The 14,762-nt window shown below is 47.7% G+C and carries 13 protein-coding genes; 11 read left to right on the top strand and 2 right to left on the bottom strand.

Annotation, left to right across the window (positions count from 1 at the left end; translation table 11 throughout):
* Window positions 1-95: 95 nt before the first annotated feature.
* Both B3D59_RS13425 and tadA read right to left on the bottom strand, forming a co-directional pair.
* Window positions 96-1,382 carry an adenylosuccinate synthase gene (locus tag B3D59_RS13425; RefSeq protein ID WP_286820338.1) on the bottom strand — a complete coding sequence of 429 codons (1,287 nt, stop codon included), beginning with the start codon at window positions 1,380-1,382 and terminating at the stop codon, window positions 96-98.
* Complete coding sequence (gene tadA, locus B3D59_RS13420; RefSeq protein ID WP_286820337.1) at window positions 1,345-1,836, bottom strand: tRNA adenosine(34) deaminase TadA; 492 nt, start codon at window positions 1,834-1,836, stop codon at window positions 1,345-1,347. Before tadA ends, B3D59_RS13425 begins: the two co-directional genes overlap by 38 nt.
* A 183-nt stretch (window positions 1,837-2,019) precedes the next feature.
* On the opposite strand from tadA, the gene hemL reads away from it, so the two are divergent.
* From hemL to nrfD, 11 genes are all read left to right on the top strand, one after another.
* Window positions 2,020-3,306 (top strand): glutamate-1-semialdehyde 2,1-aminomutase, encoded by a 1,287-nt coding sequence (gene hemL / locus B3D59_RS13415; protein ID WP_286820336.1) that lies wholly within the window; start codon window positions 2,020-2,022, stop codon window positions 3,304-3,306.
* Window positions 3,306-4,739: a UDP-N-acetylmuramate:L-alanyl-gamma-D-glutamyl-meso-diaminopimelate ligase gene (mpl, locus tag B3D59_RS13410; RefSeq protein WP_286820335.1), complete on the top strand. Its 1,434-nt coding sequence runs from the start codon at window positions 3,306-3,308 to the stop codon at window positions 4,737-4,739. The genes hemL and mpl overlap by 1 nt, the downstream gene beginning before the upstream one ends.
* The gene (locus tag B3D59_RS13405; RefSeq protein ID WP_286820334.1) at window positions 4,736-4,942 is read left to right on the top strand and encodes a hypothetical protein; all 207 of its coding nucleotides are present in this window, start codon (window positions 4,736-4,738) and stop codon (window positions 4,940-4,942) included. The genes mpl and B3D59_RS13405 overlap by 4 nt, the downstream gene beginning before the upstream one ends.
* A gap of 3 nt (window positions 4,943-4,945) precedes the next feature.
* On the top strand, window positions 4,946-5,377 hold the full coding sequence (locus B3D59_RS13400; RefSeq protein ID WP_286820333.1) for a bacteriohemerythrin: 432 nt from the start codon (window positions 4,946-4,948) through the stop codon (window positions 5,375-5,377).
* A gap of 542 nt (window positions 5,378-5,919) precedes the next feature.
* Window positions 5,920-7,680, top strand: coding sequence for an ATP-dependent DNA helicase (locus B3D59_RS13395; protein ID WP_286820332.1), 1,761 nt, complete (start codon window positions 5,920-5,922; stop codon window positions 7,678-7,680).
* Between the two features lie 138 nt (window positions 7,681-7,818).
* A complete protein-coding gene (gene resB, locus B3D59_RS13390; protein WP_286820331.1) occupies window positions 7,819-9,186 on the top strand; it encodes a cytochrome c biogenesis protein ResB in 1,368 nt (455 codons plus the stop codon).
* Window positions 9,186-10,019 (top strand): c-type cytochrome biogenesis protein CcsB, encoded by an 834-nt coding sequence (gene ccsB, locus B3D59_RS13385; RefSeq protein WP_286820330.1) that lies wholly within the window; start codon window positions 9,186-9,188, stop codon window positions 10,017-10,019. The genes resB and ccsB overlap by 1 nt, the downstream gene beginning before the upstream one ends.
* Window positions 10,020-10,355: 336 nt before the next feature.
* A complete protein-coding gene (gene qrcA / locus B3D59_RS13380; protein WP_004074237.1) occupies window positions 10,356-11,027 on the top strand; it encodes a menaquinone reductase multiheme cytochrome c subunit QrcA in 672 nt (223 codons plus the stop codon).
* Between the two features lie 44 nt (window positions 11,028-11,071).
* Window positions 11,072-13,177, top strand: a complete 2,106-nt coding sequence (gene qrcB / locus B3D59_RS13375; protein ID WP_286820329.1) for a menaquinone reductase molybdopterin-binding-like subunit QrcB — start codon at window positions 11,072-11,074, stop codon at window positions 13,175-13,177.
* Between the two features lie 31 nt (window positions 13,178-13,208).
* Window positions 13,209-14,066 (top strand): menaquinone reductase iron-sulfur cluster-binding subunit QrcC, encoded by an 858-nt coding sequence (gene qrcC / locus B3D59_RS13370; protein ID WP_286820328.1) that lies wholly within the window; start codon window positions 13,209-13,211, stop codon window positions 14,064-14,066.
* A gap of 31 nt (window positions 14,067-14,097) precedes the next feature.
* Window positions 14,098-14,762, top strand: a 665-nt coding sequence (gene nrfD, locus B3D59_RS13365) for an NrfD/PsrC family molybdoenzyme membrane anchor subunit (protein ID WP_286820327.1), incomplete at its 3' end; no start/stop codon positions are given.

Genomic DNA, 14,762 nt, shown 5'->3' with positions numbered 1-14,762 from the left:
GACCCCCTCGTCCCGAACGAGGTGCTCTACCAGGCTGAGCCACATCCCGACGCATAAGACGTCATTTAATATACCATAATTGAGAGAATGTCAATTTAGAAAATATTTTCTTTAACAATGGTGGCCTCACGTCCCGGTCCTACGGACACAATTTTAATTTTGACTCCTGATAATTCTTCTATCCGTGCAAGATAGGCTTTGGCTTTTTCCGGCAGATCATCAAAATCGGTCATATCTGATGTCGGTGTTTTCCAGCCGGGATGTGCTTCATAAACCGGCGAACATTTTGCCAGGACATCAATTTGGGCCGGAAAATCTGTGGTAATTTTTCCGCAATATTCATATCCTGTACAGATTTGAATTTCATCCAGGTCATCCAGAACATCAAGTTTGGTGATGGCAAGTCCGGTCAGGCTGTTCAGGCGGACGGCATTTTTCAGAACCACCATGTCCAACCATCCGCAGCGTCGTTTGCGTCCGGTGGTGGCGCCGAACTCGGCCCCGGTTTTTTGGATTTTCTCACCGGTTTCATCAAATAGTTCAGTTGGGAAAGGACCTGCGCCTACCCGGGTGGTGTATGCCTTGACAATGCCGATGATTTCATTCAACTGGCCTGGCCCCACGCCACTGCCGCTTGCTGCGTTGGCTGAAACCGTTGTGGAAGAGGTGACAAAGGGGTAGGTGCCATGTTCAATGTCAAGGTGCGTGCCCTGGGCACCTTCAAATAAAATCTGCATGCCCTGCCGGATGCCCTGGTCAAGGGATACGGAAACATCGGAAATATATGGAAGAAGCCGGGCTCGGATATTTTCAAACTGATCAAGAACAAGTGCCGGGTCCATGGGGTCGGTTTTGAAATACTCTTTCAGGTAAAAATTTTTCTCCGCCATGACCGTCTGCACTTTTTGCTTAAACAGATCAAAGTCAAGAAGATCACAGAACCGGATACCCACGCGGGTTGCCTTATCTTCATAGCAGGGGCCGATCCCCCGGCCGGTGGTACCGATTTTATCTTTCCCTTTTTTTATTTCCCGGGCTTTATCAATCTCCTGATGATAGGGCATGATGATATGGGCACGATTGCTGATTTCCAGCATGTTGGGGGATACATCAATATTGTTGCCCGCCAGATAATCTATTTCATCAAGTAATACAAAAGGATCAACCACAACACCGTTGCCGATAAAGCATTTTTTCTGCTGAAGTATCCCGGAGGGGATCAAGTGGCTGATAATTTCTTTTCCGTTGACCACCATGGTGTGCCCTGCATTGTTGCCACCCTGGAATCTGACAACATAATCAGCGTATTCGCTGAGCAGATCGACAATTTTTCCTTTTCCTTCATCACCCCACTGGGTTCCCACAACAACTGTGTTTGTCACGGTTTCTCCTTTTTTCTTCAAAAAAACTTTTAATAATCTGTCTTGTTTGTTCTTCACATATTCCCTGAACAATTTCAAGGTGATGGTTTAATCGTGCATCCGATCCCATTTGGTAGAGGGATGCTGCAGCCCCCCATTTAGGATCCAGGGCCCCAAATACCAGTCGCTGGATTCTGGCATGGATTATTGCCCCCATGCACATGATGCATGGTTCTATGGTTACATAAAGCGTTGTCTTGGGCAGGCGATAATTATTCATGAATCTGCAGGCCGAACGAATAGCCTTTATTTCAGCATGGCTTGTGGGATCTTTTTCAGATATCGGACAGTTATATCCCTGTCCGATTACCTTGCCGGCCTGGTCCACCACGATGGCTCCAACCGGAACCTCGTCATGTTTTTCAGCTTTTTTTGCCTCATCCAAGGCAAGCATCATGTAATGTTCATCGTCCATAATCCAACCCTAACTTATATAAGCCTTTTTCCATGAGGTCAAATGTTAAGGGGCACTATTTTATATGCCGGGCAAAAATCAAAGCAGTTGACCCCTTTCAACTCAGTTTGGTATATTCCATTTTCCAAGATTAATGAATGTTAACTGTGACACTACCTGTAAATATATATTTAAGGATTAGATATGGAACGTACTAAATCAGCCGCTTTATTTTTATCGGCCAGAAATTTGATTCCGGGCGGGGTTAATTCTCCGGTAAGGGCCTGCGGTTCAGTGGGCGGAGAACCCGTTTTTATCGAAAAAGGAGAGGGTGCCAGGCTTTTCGATGCTGACGGGAACACTTATATTGATTATGTCCTGTCCTGGGGGCCGCTTATCCTTGGCCATCGTCCGGGTCCTGTGGTTGAGGCTTTAAAAAAAGTGCTGGATTCAGGCACAAGCTTTGGTGCGCCGACGGCGCTTGAAAATGAACTGGCCCAGCTTGTTGTGGATTCAGTGGCTTCCGTGGATATGATCAGGATGGTTAACTCAGGCACCGAGGCGACCATGAGTGCCATTCGTCTGGCAAGGGGCGTGACGGGCCGGGATCTGATTGTCAAGTTTGACGGATGTTACCATGGCCATGCAGATACCTTGCTTGTGGCCGCAGGATCGGGTGTCGCCACCCTTGGCATTCCCGGAAGCCCGGGGGTCCCTGCTGATGTGATCCGCAATACGTTGTCTTTACCATACAATGATATTCAAAGTTTTGAACGGCTTATGGCTGACAGAGGCAAGGAGATTGCCTGCGTGATTCTTGAGCCTGTGGCAGGGAATATGGGTATGGTAGCCCCTGATCCGCTGTTTTTAAAGACATTGCGCCAACAGACTGCTGCCTATGGCAGCTTGCTTATTTTTGATGAAGTCATGACCGGATTCCGGGTCGGGGGCAGGGCGTGCGCCCAGGGCTATTTTGATATTGACCCGGATTTGACCTGTTTTGGTAAAGTTATCGGTGGCGGACTGCCCGTGGGTGCATATGGCGGGAAACGGGAAATAATGGAGCAGATTGCCCCTGGGGGATCTATTTATCAGGCCGGGACCTTGTCAGGCAACCCCCTGGCCATGGCCGCGGGAATCGCTACGTTAAAAACACTTGAGAATGATCAGCTTTACGCTGACATGGACCGGCGGGCGGATATGCTGATCAAAGGTCTCCAGGCCGCAGCCGATGAAGCGAATATCCCTTTTTCTGCCGGGCATTTCGGCTCCATGGCCGGGTTCTTTTTTACAGGGCGGAAGGTGCGCAATTTCAATGATGCCAAGAGCTGTGATTTGGACCGGTTCGCAAAATTCTACCGGGGCATGCTGGCCAAAGGTATTTATCTTGCGCCATCCCAGTTTGAGGCCTGTTTTATCTCTGCTGCCCACACGGACGAGGATATTGAAACTACCCTGGACGCCGCACGGAAGGTTATGACGGAAATTTAATGGCTGATTCAATCAAGCGGATTCATCTGGTTGCAGCCTGTGGTACCGGCATGGGCACGTTGGCCTGTATCTTAAAGAAAATGGGTTATATTATCACCGGATCAGACCGGAATGTTTATCCGCCCATGAGCGACTTTCTTGAAGATAACGGGATTACGCTTTTTTCCGGATTCGACGCGGCCAATATCAGTGACGATCCAAATCGGGTTCCGGACCTTGTTATTATCGGTAATGCCGTGACACGTGATAATCCGGAAGCGGTTGCCGTAATGGAACGGGGGCTTGCCTATATCTCCATGCCCCAGGCTGTGAACCGTTTTATTGCCAATGACAAGAAAATCATTCTTGTCACCGGTACCCACGGTAAAACAACCACCTCTTCCATCATGGCACATTTGCTGGAAACTGCCGGTCTTTCTCCTTCATTTATGATCGGGGGGATTTTAAAGGATTATAATTCATCATTTAAAATTGGTGACGGGGAATACATGGTGATAGAGGGGGATGAGTATGATACGGCTTTTTTTGATAAAGGTCCCAAGTTCATGCATTATGATCCCTTTATAACCATTATGACCGGTATTGAATTTGACCATGCAGATATCTTTGACGATCTGGATCATATTTGCCGCACTTTTGATGCCCTGGCTTCAAAGATCAGGGATAAAAGCCGTATTATTGCCTGCAAGGAAAATTTTAATCTGATGCAGGTCCTGGAACAGGCGGGTGTTGTTGATCTTCAGACATACGGCCCCAGCGGCATGTGGCAGGTGCATGACCATCGCCTGAGCAGTGAGCCGGATCCTGGTACAGGCCGTTTGCACACCCTTGCCCGCATCACAGGCCCTGGTACGGATATCAATATTCAAACGGATCTGCCCGGACGGCACAATCTTCTCAACGCAACGGCCTGCATTGCCGCAGCGCGCAGCATGGGGATAACGCAGGCCGATATTGCCCGTGGCCTTTCAAGCTTCAGCGGTGTTAAAAGGCGCCAGGAAATAAGGGGGCAGGTTGCCGGTATCACAGTGATGGATGATTTTGCCCATCATCCGACAGCGGTTAAAGAAACCATTGCCGCAGTCAAACCGTTTTATCCCCAGGGCCGTCTGGTTGCCGTGTTTGAACCTAGAACCAATACCAGCATGAGAAATATTTTCCAATCCACCTATCCGGAATGCTTTGACCTGGCAGATTTGGTGTGCATCTGTTCTCCCGGGGTTAAAAAGAATATTCCTGAAGAAGAACGGTTTTCACCCGAACGTCTGGCCGAAGATATTTGCAAAAGGGGCAGAGCGGCGCACTATTTCAATGACCCTGGCCAGGTTATCGATTTTCTTGCCTTGGAACTTAAACCCAAAGATGTTGTCTTGGTTATGTCCAATGGCGGATTTGGAAATATTCACCAGCGGCTTTTGGAGCGATTGGGGTGACAAAAATTGCAATCAGAATCGTTGGCATCGGACTGCTGCATTCATTTTTGTACGGCTATCTGGTTCCTTTTGTCATTTACCCGCGGTTCGGCCAGCATGGAATTTCCTTTGCCGTAATTTTTGCCATACTGATATCCATCGGTATAATTGGTAGCTTGTGGCTGGGGAAGGGAAAAAATAGAAAAACGAATAAAGGAGAGTGACCCATGACCAATATTATTGAATGGGATAAAAAATACAGCGTGGATGTGCCTGAACTTGATGAATGTCAGAAACAGCTTATGGATATGTTTAACACCCTTATTGAAATGAAGACGAGTAAGGCCGACGCCAAGGATGTGGCCAATTTGATTACCGAGATCAATGACTTCAGCAAGATTTTTTTCTCAAAAGAGGAAAAACTTCTTGGCAGCAAAGGATATCCCGATCTTGACACCCATTCAAGGGCCCATCGCCGGTTTATCAAAAAAGCCCTTGGCCTTCGTCGTGAAATTGCAGAAGACGTTGATCATTTGGCAATTGAAGATATTGTGGAATTGCGCAACTGGCTTATTACGCATTTTGAATTCACAGACATTATGTTCATTCCGTTTTTAAGACTCCACAGATATGTGGATGAGTGTGAAAATAAGAAATAGGTCATAGAAACTCGCTCCGGGGAAATTTCCCTGTGAATATATTTTTAATAAAGATTTGAGATGGATTTATGCTTTAAATATTAAAGAAGTTTATACTTATTAACGATATGTTATTAAGAGGTTAGGAATAACTTTGAAAATATATTTAAAGAGTGGTGACTATTGTGGTTGCAGAAAATAAAATAATACCAATCGCTAATAAGGTTATAGAGATCGGAGACAGAGGGCCAGGGTATCAGGCCGTTGTTCCAGAACGCAAAAAAGAGCGGCGCAAGAGGACGTATGACCGCAGGAAAAGCGTCAGAGAGGGTGTCATTGTCTCGTTGTCATTTAAGAAAGATCGCAGGAAAAACCCTGACCGTCGTTTTCGGACATCAGGGGGACTTGTACATACAGATCATTCCAAAGGATTGGGGCTTGATATTATTGCATAATTAAGTCCCAGGTTTTATAGATCATTTTTATGAATCCGCCCCTTACGGGCGGATTTTATATTTTTTGCCCATGCTTTTCTTTTTTACTTTCTGCTGGTAAACAAGGGTATGAATAACGTCTCCTTCAATGCGCTTGGTATTCTCCATGATTCGGGGTTTTTTTCCCATCTGGACTACTATTTTGCCACAACCATGGCCAATGTTTTTAAAGATGCCGGGCCGTTGGAGATTCTTTCGGCAGCATTGACCTGCAGGGCACTTTCCAAAGGTTGCATTTGTCTGGATCTTACAGGCACCGCCGGCAAGGTTCTGAAAACGGCCGAGGGGAAAGAACTCATCCGGCTTCCTGAACTCGAATTCTGGTGCAATGCGCTAAAAAATTCTGCCATGGTGGGCATGGAAGTCTCAAAGTGCGGGAAAAAGGAAAATGACATGGCGTCCTGGATTGGTAAATATCCTCTGATCCTTGACCGGGACAACAATCTTTATCTTTCCAGATATTATGATTTTCAACACCGGCTCTCAGATAATATCCGAGCACGGATTCAAAGGCAGATGCCAGGACCTGATGATGAATTTGTGGACAAAAGGCCGGCTGCTTATTTTAACAGTCAGGATACCCACAGAACTTTTGGACAGCAGCAGGCTGTCAAAAAGGCCCTTTGTTCCGGTTTCATCATTGTGTCCGGGGGGCCGGGTACCGGAAAAACGTATATTACAGATATAATACGGACGCTTTTGACAAGATGGGCCAATGAAAACGACCTCAAGCCCCCTAGGGTGATGTGTCTGGCACCCACGGGCAAGGCCGCAGCCCGGTTAAAAGACGGGGCTACCATCCACAGTGCGCTTAAACCTGTGAAAAACAGAGCCGGGTTCCGGCACAATGCAGCCAATCCTCTGGCCGCAGACCTGGTGATTATTGATGAAGCGTCCATGATTGATATGGCCCTTATGACAAGACTCTTTGAAGCCATCCGCCCTGATGCGCGTATTGTGATACTCGGTGATGTGAATCAACTGTCTCCGGTTCAGGCCGGTGCGGTGTTTTTTGACTTGTGTCATGCGGATGTTTTGTCTGATTTCCGGGTGCTTCTGGATGTTAATTTCAGGTCCGGGGGAAAAGCCGGCATTGAAAAGCTTGCAAAGGCCGTTAATATCAGTGATGCGGATGCTGTGGCAGATATCCTTAAGGCGGATTATCCTGATATTCTATTTGTGGATACCGCCGAAGACAAAGGATATCAGGCCCGTCTTGAATCCTGTATCCTGGAAGGATATAGGTCGCTTTGGAATGCAACGACTCCTGCGCAGGCCATGGGCGTCCTTGATGGCTTTCGTGTGCTGTGCGCCCACAATTCGGGAAACAGCGGAACATTACAAATTAATCATCTATGTGGAAAAATATTACGATCTAAAGCGAAAGATGGTATAAAGCAGCCTGTTTTTAAAATGCTTTTGATGGTCCGGCGCAATGATTACAAAAGGTTGCTGTTTAATGGTGATACCTGTGTGGTCCTTGAAGAAAGCGGGGTGCCCACGGCCTGGTTTGCCCTGGGACAGTCGGAATCGGGACAGTCAAAATCCGGGCAATCAGATGCCAGGCATTTCAGATTGTCTGATCTGCCCGAATGTGAGCCCGCCTTTGCGGTCACCGTCCATAAAAGCCAGGGATCGGAATTTGACACTGTGCTGATCCTTATCCCTGAACAGATCTCACCGGTTGTTACCCGACAGCTGCTTTATACGGGTATCACGCGGTCCCGAAAAAAAGTGGTTATTTTCGGCAGTATGCCCATGATCCGGCAGGCCGTACAGACCTCGGTTGAACCTAGGTCCAACCTGCAGGCAGTACTAGATCGAGAATAGACCTCGAAAAACGGTGGGCGGATATCTTGGCAGGCATGAAGTCGTCTGGTAAGCGCTGCCGGTGATGGCATACATTGAACATGAAAGTCGCTTGAGCAGCGCTTGGACTTTCCTACAACATTTAGTGAAAGAATTGTTTTGAAACAAAAAGACAGCTTTGCCGATCAGATCTGGATGTTTTTTGCCTCGGTGAAACTCACGGTTTATACCCTGGTGCTTTTAGCCTTAACTTCCATCGTTGGAACTGTGGTTTTGCAGAACGGAAGTCCCGAAGCCTATATCAGGCTTTACGGCCCAGGATTATATAATATGATCCTGGTGCTTGATCTGGACAGAATGTATCAAGCCTGGTGGTATCTGCTGCTCATGGTGGTGTTATGCGTTAATATTGTTGTCTGTTCCATTGACCGGCTTTCGGTTACCTGGAAAATTATTTTTCCTAAAAATATTTCAGTTAATCCCCAGCGGTTTGAAAAAACTAAAAACAGACAGCAGTTTGAGTGTCAGCTTCCCATGAACAGTTTTGCGCACCAGGCAAAACAAATGCTTGCGGCACGGGCCGGCAAAGTGATTGAAAAGACGAGTGAAACGGGTCTGATTTTGTATGCGGAAAAAGGCCGGTGGTCCCGCCTCGGGGTTTACGTGGTCCATTCAAGTGTGCTGATGCTGCTTGCCGGAGCCCTGATCGGGTCTGCATTGGGATTTAAGGCCAATTTGCGTCTGGACGAGGGGCAGACCGCGGATACCGTGTTTGATACCCATACGCGGTTGCCCATAAAGCTGCCGTTCACGGTTCGGTGCAATGATTTTCAGGTTAAGTTTTACGATACGGGGGCGCCGGACGAATTTAAGTCCAGTTTAACCATCCTTGAAAACAACCAGGAAAGTTTTACGGAAGATATTTTGGTCAACCATCCGTTAAGATACAAGGGTATCAATATATTCCAGGCTTACTACGGTGCAACCACACCTGATGAAGCCCGGTTTGAGATCACTGACAGTGAAACCGGGACGGTTGAGGTACACACCATAAAAAACGGCGGTGTCGTGTCACTGCCCGCGGGTGCTGGCAATTTTATATTTGAAGGGTTTGTACCCCATTATGACTTCAATGGTCATGATCTTGGTGAGGCGTTTATCGGGCGCCTTGATACAATCGACGGGCGGAATGTTCAAATTGTTTTGCCCACCAAGTTTCCCACCTTTGATAAAATGCGCAAAAGTAGATTCACAGTTGAGGTCAAATCCTGGGATCAGGCGTATTACACCGGCCTTCAGGTGACAAAGGATCCGGGTGTTCCCTTTGTGTACACAGGCTTTCTTCTTATGATTATTGGTTGCTGGGTCACTTTCTTTGTTTCTCACCAGTCCGTGTGTATCGGCCTTGAACAAACCGGATCCGGCAGTACCCGGGTATGGGTGGCCGGTCGGGCCAACCGCAATGCCCAGAGCACCAATTTGATCGTTAAAAAACTTGTAAAGGAATTAAAGGAAGTATCAGGCTAATGAACTCATCCCTGCTTTTATCGGCTGCAACATTTATCTATGCTTTGGCATCGGTATTTTATATTGGATCTTTTTCTTTCAAAAAACCTGCGTTTGCCCGGCTTGGGTTCTGGGTGATTGTCATCGGGCTCGTTGCCAATACCGGCGGAATTCTGTTGCGGTGGATGGAGTCCTATCAGATGGGATACGGGCATGCCCCCTTTTCCAATATGTATGAATCCCTGGTCTTTTTTTCATGGACTACCGCCGCCCTTTATGTGTTTGTGGAATTTAAATATAAGGAAAGCATCATCGGCGTATTTGTTTCTCCCTTGATTTTCCTGAGTATTGCCTATGCCAGTTTTGATCCGTCCATTACTTCAAAAATTACGCCGTTGATCCCTGCACTTAAGTCCAACTGGCTCATTGCCCATGTAATTACCTGCTTTCTTGGGTATGCAGGCTTTGCCCTTGCCTTTGGATTCAGCTTTATGTACTTCATCAAACCCAAAGATCCCGGGGCGAGTTCGTTTTTTGCAAAACTGCCGGACTGGGACACCATTGATGAACTGACCTACCAGATGATCGTTTTCGGGTTTCTCTTTCTGACCATCGGGATTATCACAGGCTCTGTCTGGGCAAATTCCGCCTGGGGCAAATATTGGTCCTGGGATCCTAAAGAGACCTGGTCTTTGATTACCTGGTTTATTTACGCCATTTTTCTGCATTTGCGCCTGATGCGCGGATGGTACGGAAAAAATCTTGCCATTGTTTCCATCATCGGATTTATAGGGGTTTTGTTCACCTACTTCGGCGTGAATTTCCTTTTATCCGGCCTTCACAGTTACGGCTAAATAAATCCAAGTTACCCTATCTCTCTATAAATCAGAATTTCTTCGAAAAATTACATTTTGTCGGGTTATTTTTTTAAAGCTATTGTATAAAAGCTAAAATAGCTGAAGAAAATAATTTTGAATCCATTTCTGTTCGGGACGTTCCAGAGCAAGGGTTTCCCAATTAAACTTGACAAGGGAAACATATATTAATATAGATTGACCGAATTTGTATTTTCTGGACGTATTGCAGAAACAGGCACGGCAATGCTGTTCTGCGAAAAATATTGGCCCGGGGTTTATCCTGTGGCCGTAGAGGTATGGTAACATCAACATTTTAACATTGATGGGGTTTTCATGAGCGAGCTAGAAAACAAAGCAAACGATGGTCCTGAGGATGGTGCGCACCACGGCACCGACAACGGTCCAAAAGATGACAAAGGGTTAGGCCTTGGTGTCATCTTTTTTATGGGGGCATTTTTGGTATGCTTCCTGTCGGGCTGGCTGCTGTTTCCAAAATTGCTTTATTCAAAAAAGGAGCAGCCTTTTAATTTCGATCACAAGCTTCATGCCGAAGAAACAGGTGATTGTGAAACCTGCCATTTCTTCAGAGAAGACGGTACCTTCTCCGGAATCCCGGGTCTGCAAGCCTGTATGGAATGCCATACGGATGAACCCATGGGAGAGACCGAGGACGAAGCCGTGTTTGTAGAGGAGTATGTCGCCAAGGGGAAAGAAGTGCCCTGGCTGATTTATGCCAAACAACCTGATTGCGTGTTTTTCTCCCATGCAGCTCATACAGTTGCAGGCGGCATGGACTGTAAGACCTGCCATGGTCACATTGGGGAGTCCTCATCTTCGCGGCCCTATGAAGAAAACAGAATCACCGGTTACAGCCGTGATATCTGGGGCAAGAATATCTGGGGGATCAAAAAGAATTCCTGGGATCGTATGAAGATGGATGACTGCGCGGAATGCCACCTGGAAAAAATGGGTCATAAGGGCTACTGCTTTCAGTGCCACAAGTAAGATACCTCAAGGACAAGAATTTCAAAGTTTATAAAGGATGACTTATGAAAATTGACAGACGAAGCTTCTTGGGATTGGGACTTGGTGCGGCAGCCGGCGTCGCGCTTTCCCCTGTGGGTGTCAAGCTGACAGATGATTCTTCCATCTGGACCCAGAATTGGCCCTGGACCCCTGTCCCTGAAGACGGCAAAATAACCTATGACCGATCCGTATGCAGCCTGTGTCCAGGTGCCTGCGGCATCAGCGTCAAAAAAATAAACGGACGGCCTGTTAAGATCGAAGGCCTTGACGATTACCCTATTAATAACGGTGGCGCTTGCCCCCACGGGATTTCCGGCCTGCAGTATCTGTATGATCCTGCCAGGATAAAAACCCCGTTAAAGAAAAACGGTAATAAATTTGAAAAGATTTCCTGGGATGAGGCGATTTCACTTGTGGCCCAGAAATTGGGTGAAATTCGTAAAAGCGGAACACCTGAATCCCTCGGTCTGATCACTGGTGCCGACAGCGGTTCCATGGCCCAGCTTTTTGAACGGTTTATGGATGCTTTCGGCTCTCCCAATACATATAACATGCCAAGCCTTGAATCCAATCTTGCGCTGACGGCTGCTGCCCTTCACGGTGCAGATCGAAATCTTGGGTTTGATCTTGATCATTCCGATTTCATTCTAAGTTTCGGTGCGGCAATTATTGAAGGCTGGGGTTCCCCTGTTGCCTGTATCCAGGCCAATGCATCAAGACGTGAACGCAAGGCCAAGCTTGTACAGGTTGATTACAGACTGTCCAACACGGCCAATGCTGCGGATAAGATCATTGCTGTAAAGCCCGGCACCGAAGCAGATCTGGCATTGGGGCTTTGTGCCGTGCTGCTTGCAAAGAACTTGATTGCCGGGGACCTAAACACGTCCGCTTTTGCTGCTATGCTGGCAAAAGAGTATACACCGGAGAAGGTAGAAGCGATCACCGGTGTCAAAGCTGCGGATATGGAGGCCCTTGCCATGGAATTCATCAAGGCCAAGGCTCCTGTGGCCGTGCCGGGAAAAGGCAGGGGAGACGTTGGTCAAGGCCTTCGTGAATTCGCTGCCGTCCAGGCCCTGAATGCACTGGCAGACCGCCTGAATAAAAAAGGTGGTGTGTTTGTCATGTACCCGGCCGATTATTTAAGCTTTTCCGAAAATGTAATGGATGATGCTGCAAAACAAGGCGCAAGCAAGGCTAAACTAGCCGGTTCCGTTAATGAACTGGTTGACAAGCTTGAAAAGGATGGGGGGCTTTCCGCCCTGTTTATTTATAATGCCAATCCCTGCTACGCTTTGAACAATCCTGAAAAGGTCAAGGTTGCCATGGATAAGGTTGGATTCAAGGTCAGCTTCAGTTCTTTCATGGATGAAACTGCCCTTAGATCAGATGTGATCCTGCCGGCATCCATTTTTCTTGAACGCCTGGAAGATGTGGTTTCCGGTGGTGGTCTTGCTAAAACAGTCGTAGGGCTGTGCCGGCCCATGGTTAAACCCATATTTGACACCAAACACCCGGGAGATGCGCTGATCCTTCTTGCCCAGGCCATGGGCGACAGCATTGCACAAAGTTTCTCCTGGAACTCTTATGATGCCTGCCTTGAGCAAGTGACGGGAAAAATCTGGGATACCCTGTCCGGCGACGGATATGTCGTCATTGATGACAAGCCGCCTGTGGGGACACCTGCAACGGATTTTACCTTCCTTGTTTCCGCTCCCAAAGCTGCTGTGCCCATGGGTGAAGGCGATTACACCCTTGTGCCTGTTGATAAGATGCGGCTTGCCGTCGGTTCAATGATATCTTCTCCCTTTGCTGTTAAAATCATTTCCGACAAGGTTCTTTCAGGAAAATACAGTGTTGTTGAGATTAATCCCGCCACTGCAGGCATCCTGAAAGACGGTGATATTGCTGTTCTTAAAACCGCGATGGGGAAGGCTTTGGTGAAAATCGGCTTTAATGAAGGTATAATGCCCGGCGTGATCGGTATGCCAAGGGGGCTTGGACATGCCTTCAACAATCCTTACGTGGCCGGTAAAGGTGTCAATGTCAATGATCTGATCGGCCCGGTCATCGAGCCTGGTTCAGGACTGGATGCTGCCTTTGGAATTAAAGCCACTCTTTCCAAGGCGTAAACTGTTTACGAAATCTTTTTAAGAGGTTCTGATGATAGAAAATAAAAAAGCCCATAAGTTCGGGATGGTTATTGATCTGGACAAATGCACGGGATGCGGTGCCTGCATGGTCTCGTGCATGTCTGAGAATAACGTTCCGTTTAAGGAGGATGAATCCGACAAAAAGCTCAGTATCACCTGGATGCAGGTGTACAAACTGACCAATGGAAAATCCTTTCCCGAAGCTGAAATAGTTTATCTGCCCCGTCCCTGCCAGCACTGCGGCGGAATCGGTGACCATGGTCATTCTCCCTGCGTATCCGTATGTCCTGCCACGGCAACCGACTACGGTTATGATACAGGTATTGTCAGCCAGATTTATACCCGCTGCTTTGGCTGCCGGTACTGCATGGGGGCATGCCCGTACCATGCCAGGCACTTTAACTGGTGGGATCCCAAATGGCCCGAGGGTATGGAAAATTACTTAAGCCCCAATGTCTCCCCGCGTATGCGCGGTGTGGTCGAGAAATGCTCCTTTTGTTACCATCGGTATCAGTTGGCCCGGGAACAGGCCATTGTTGAAGACCGTGAAATAGAAGAGAAGGAGTACCAGACCGCATGCACCACCGCGTGCCCGGCAGGTGCCATTGTGTTTGGCGACCTGAATAATCCTGCCCACAAGGTCCATCAGATTGTTAAACCTGATCCCCATCCTGATCCCATGAACCACAAGGTTGTGGGAAAATCCAGAAATCCGAAAGTTTTCAGGCTGCTTGAACGTCTTGGTACCAACCCCAAGGTCTATTACATGTCTGATCGGGAATGGGTCAGAAAGGCCGGGGACAACTACCTTAAAGGTGAGTGGGAAAATGTTAAAACCCATCATGGGGCGTCTTCATCCCATGGTTAACTTGCATAAAACTATTTAGGAGTAATTAGATATGTTAGATGATGCATTAATACCCGAAGGCGCCAAGCGGTGCGCATTCCCGATATTCATCATTGGGATCATCATTGTGGGTGCTGTTCTGCTCTGGGGCGTTTATGCCATGTTCCTGTGCTGGTTCAAAGGTCTGAACCAGACCAACATGAACGACTACTACGGATTTGCCCTGTGGATCTGGGCTGACCTGGCCATTATCGCCTTGGGCGGCGGCGCTTTCTTTTCGGGCTTGCTCAAATACGTTTTCGGCAAAGATGAACTGAAGAACATCATCAACTACGCCGTGCTCATCGGCTTCATCTGCTACAGTTCGGCCCTGCTGATCCTGGCCATAGATATCGGACAGCCGCTGCGTGGATGGTTTATTTTCTGGCATGCCAATGTGCATTCCATGCTCACAGAGGTGGCCTATTGTCTCTCCTGTTATTTTGCAGTGCTGACCATTGAATTCATTCCCAATATCCTGGAAAACCGCCAGGTCAATAAGGTGCCGTTCTTTCACCACCTGGCCCACAACATGCACGAGGTGATGGCCGTTTTTGCTGCCACCGGCGCTTTTTTGAGTTTTTTCCACCAGGGTTCGTTAGGCGGTGTGGCCGGCGTTATGTTTGGCCGTCCTTTTGCTTACCGAGAAGGCCTTTTGATCTGGCCCTGGACCTTTTT

Source organism: Desulfobacter sp. UBA2225 (assembly GCF_002348205.1).
Taxonomy (GTDB): domain Bacteria; phylum Desulfobacterota; class Desulfobacteria; order Desulfobacterales; family Desulfobacteraceae; genus Desulfobacter; species Desulfobacter postgatei.
This window is presented reverse-complemented; position numbering and strand designations above follow the sequence as displayed.

Coding starts and splice junctions, on each gene's coding strand:
- tadA (WP_286820337.1), bottom strand. CDS start 1,836: ATGGACGATGAACATTACATGATGCTTGCCTTGGATGAGGCAAAAAAA.
- hemL (WP_286820336.1), top strand. CDS start 2,020: ATGGAACGTACTAAATCAGCCGCTTTATTTTTATCGGCCAGAAATTTG.
- mpl (WP_286820335.1), top strand. CDS start 3,306: ATGGCTGATTCAATCAAGCGGATTCATCTGGTTGCAGCCTGTGGTACC.
- B3D59_RS13400 (WP_286820333.1), top strand. CDS start 4,946: ATGACCAATATTATTGAATGGGATAAAAAATACAGCGTGGATGTGCCT.
- B3D59_RS13395 (WP_286820332.1), top strand. CDS start 5,920: ATGAATAACGTCTCCTTCAATGCGCTTGGTATTCTCCATGATTCGGGG.
- ccsB (WP_286820330.1), top strand. CDS start 9,186: ATGAACTCATCCCTGCTTTTATCGGCTGCAACATTTATCTATGCTTTG.
- qrcA (WP_004074237.1), top strand. CDS start 10,356: ATGAGCGAGCTAGAAAACAAAGCAAACGATGGTCCTGAGGATGGTGCG.
- qrcB (WP_286820329.1), top strand. CDS start 11,072: ATGAAAATTGACAGACGAAGCTTCTTGGGATTGGGACTTGGTGCGGCA.
- qrcC (WP_286820328.1), top strand. CDS start 13,209: ATGATAGAAAATAAAAAAGCCCATAAGTTCGGGATGGTTATTGATCTG.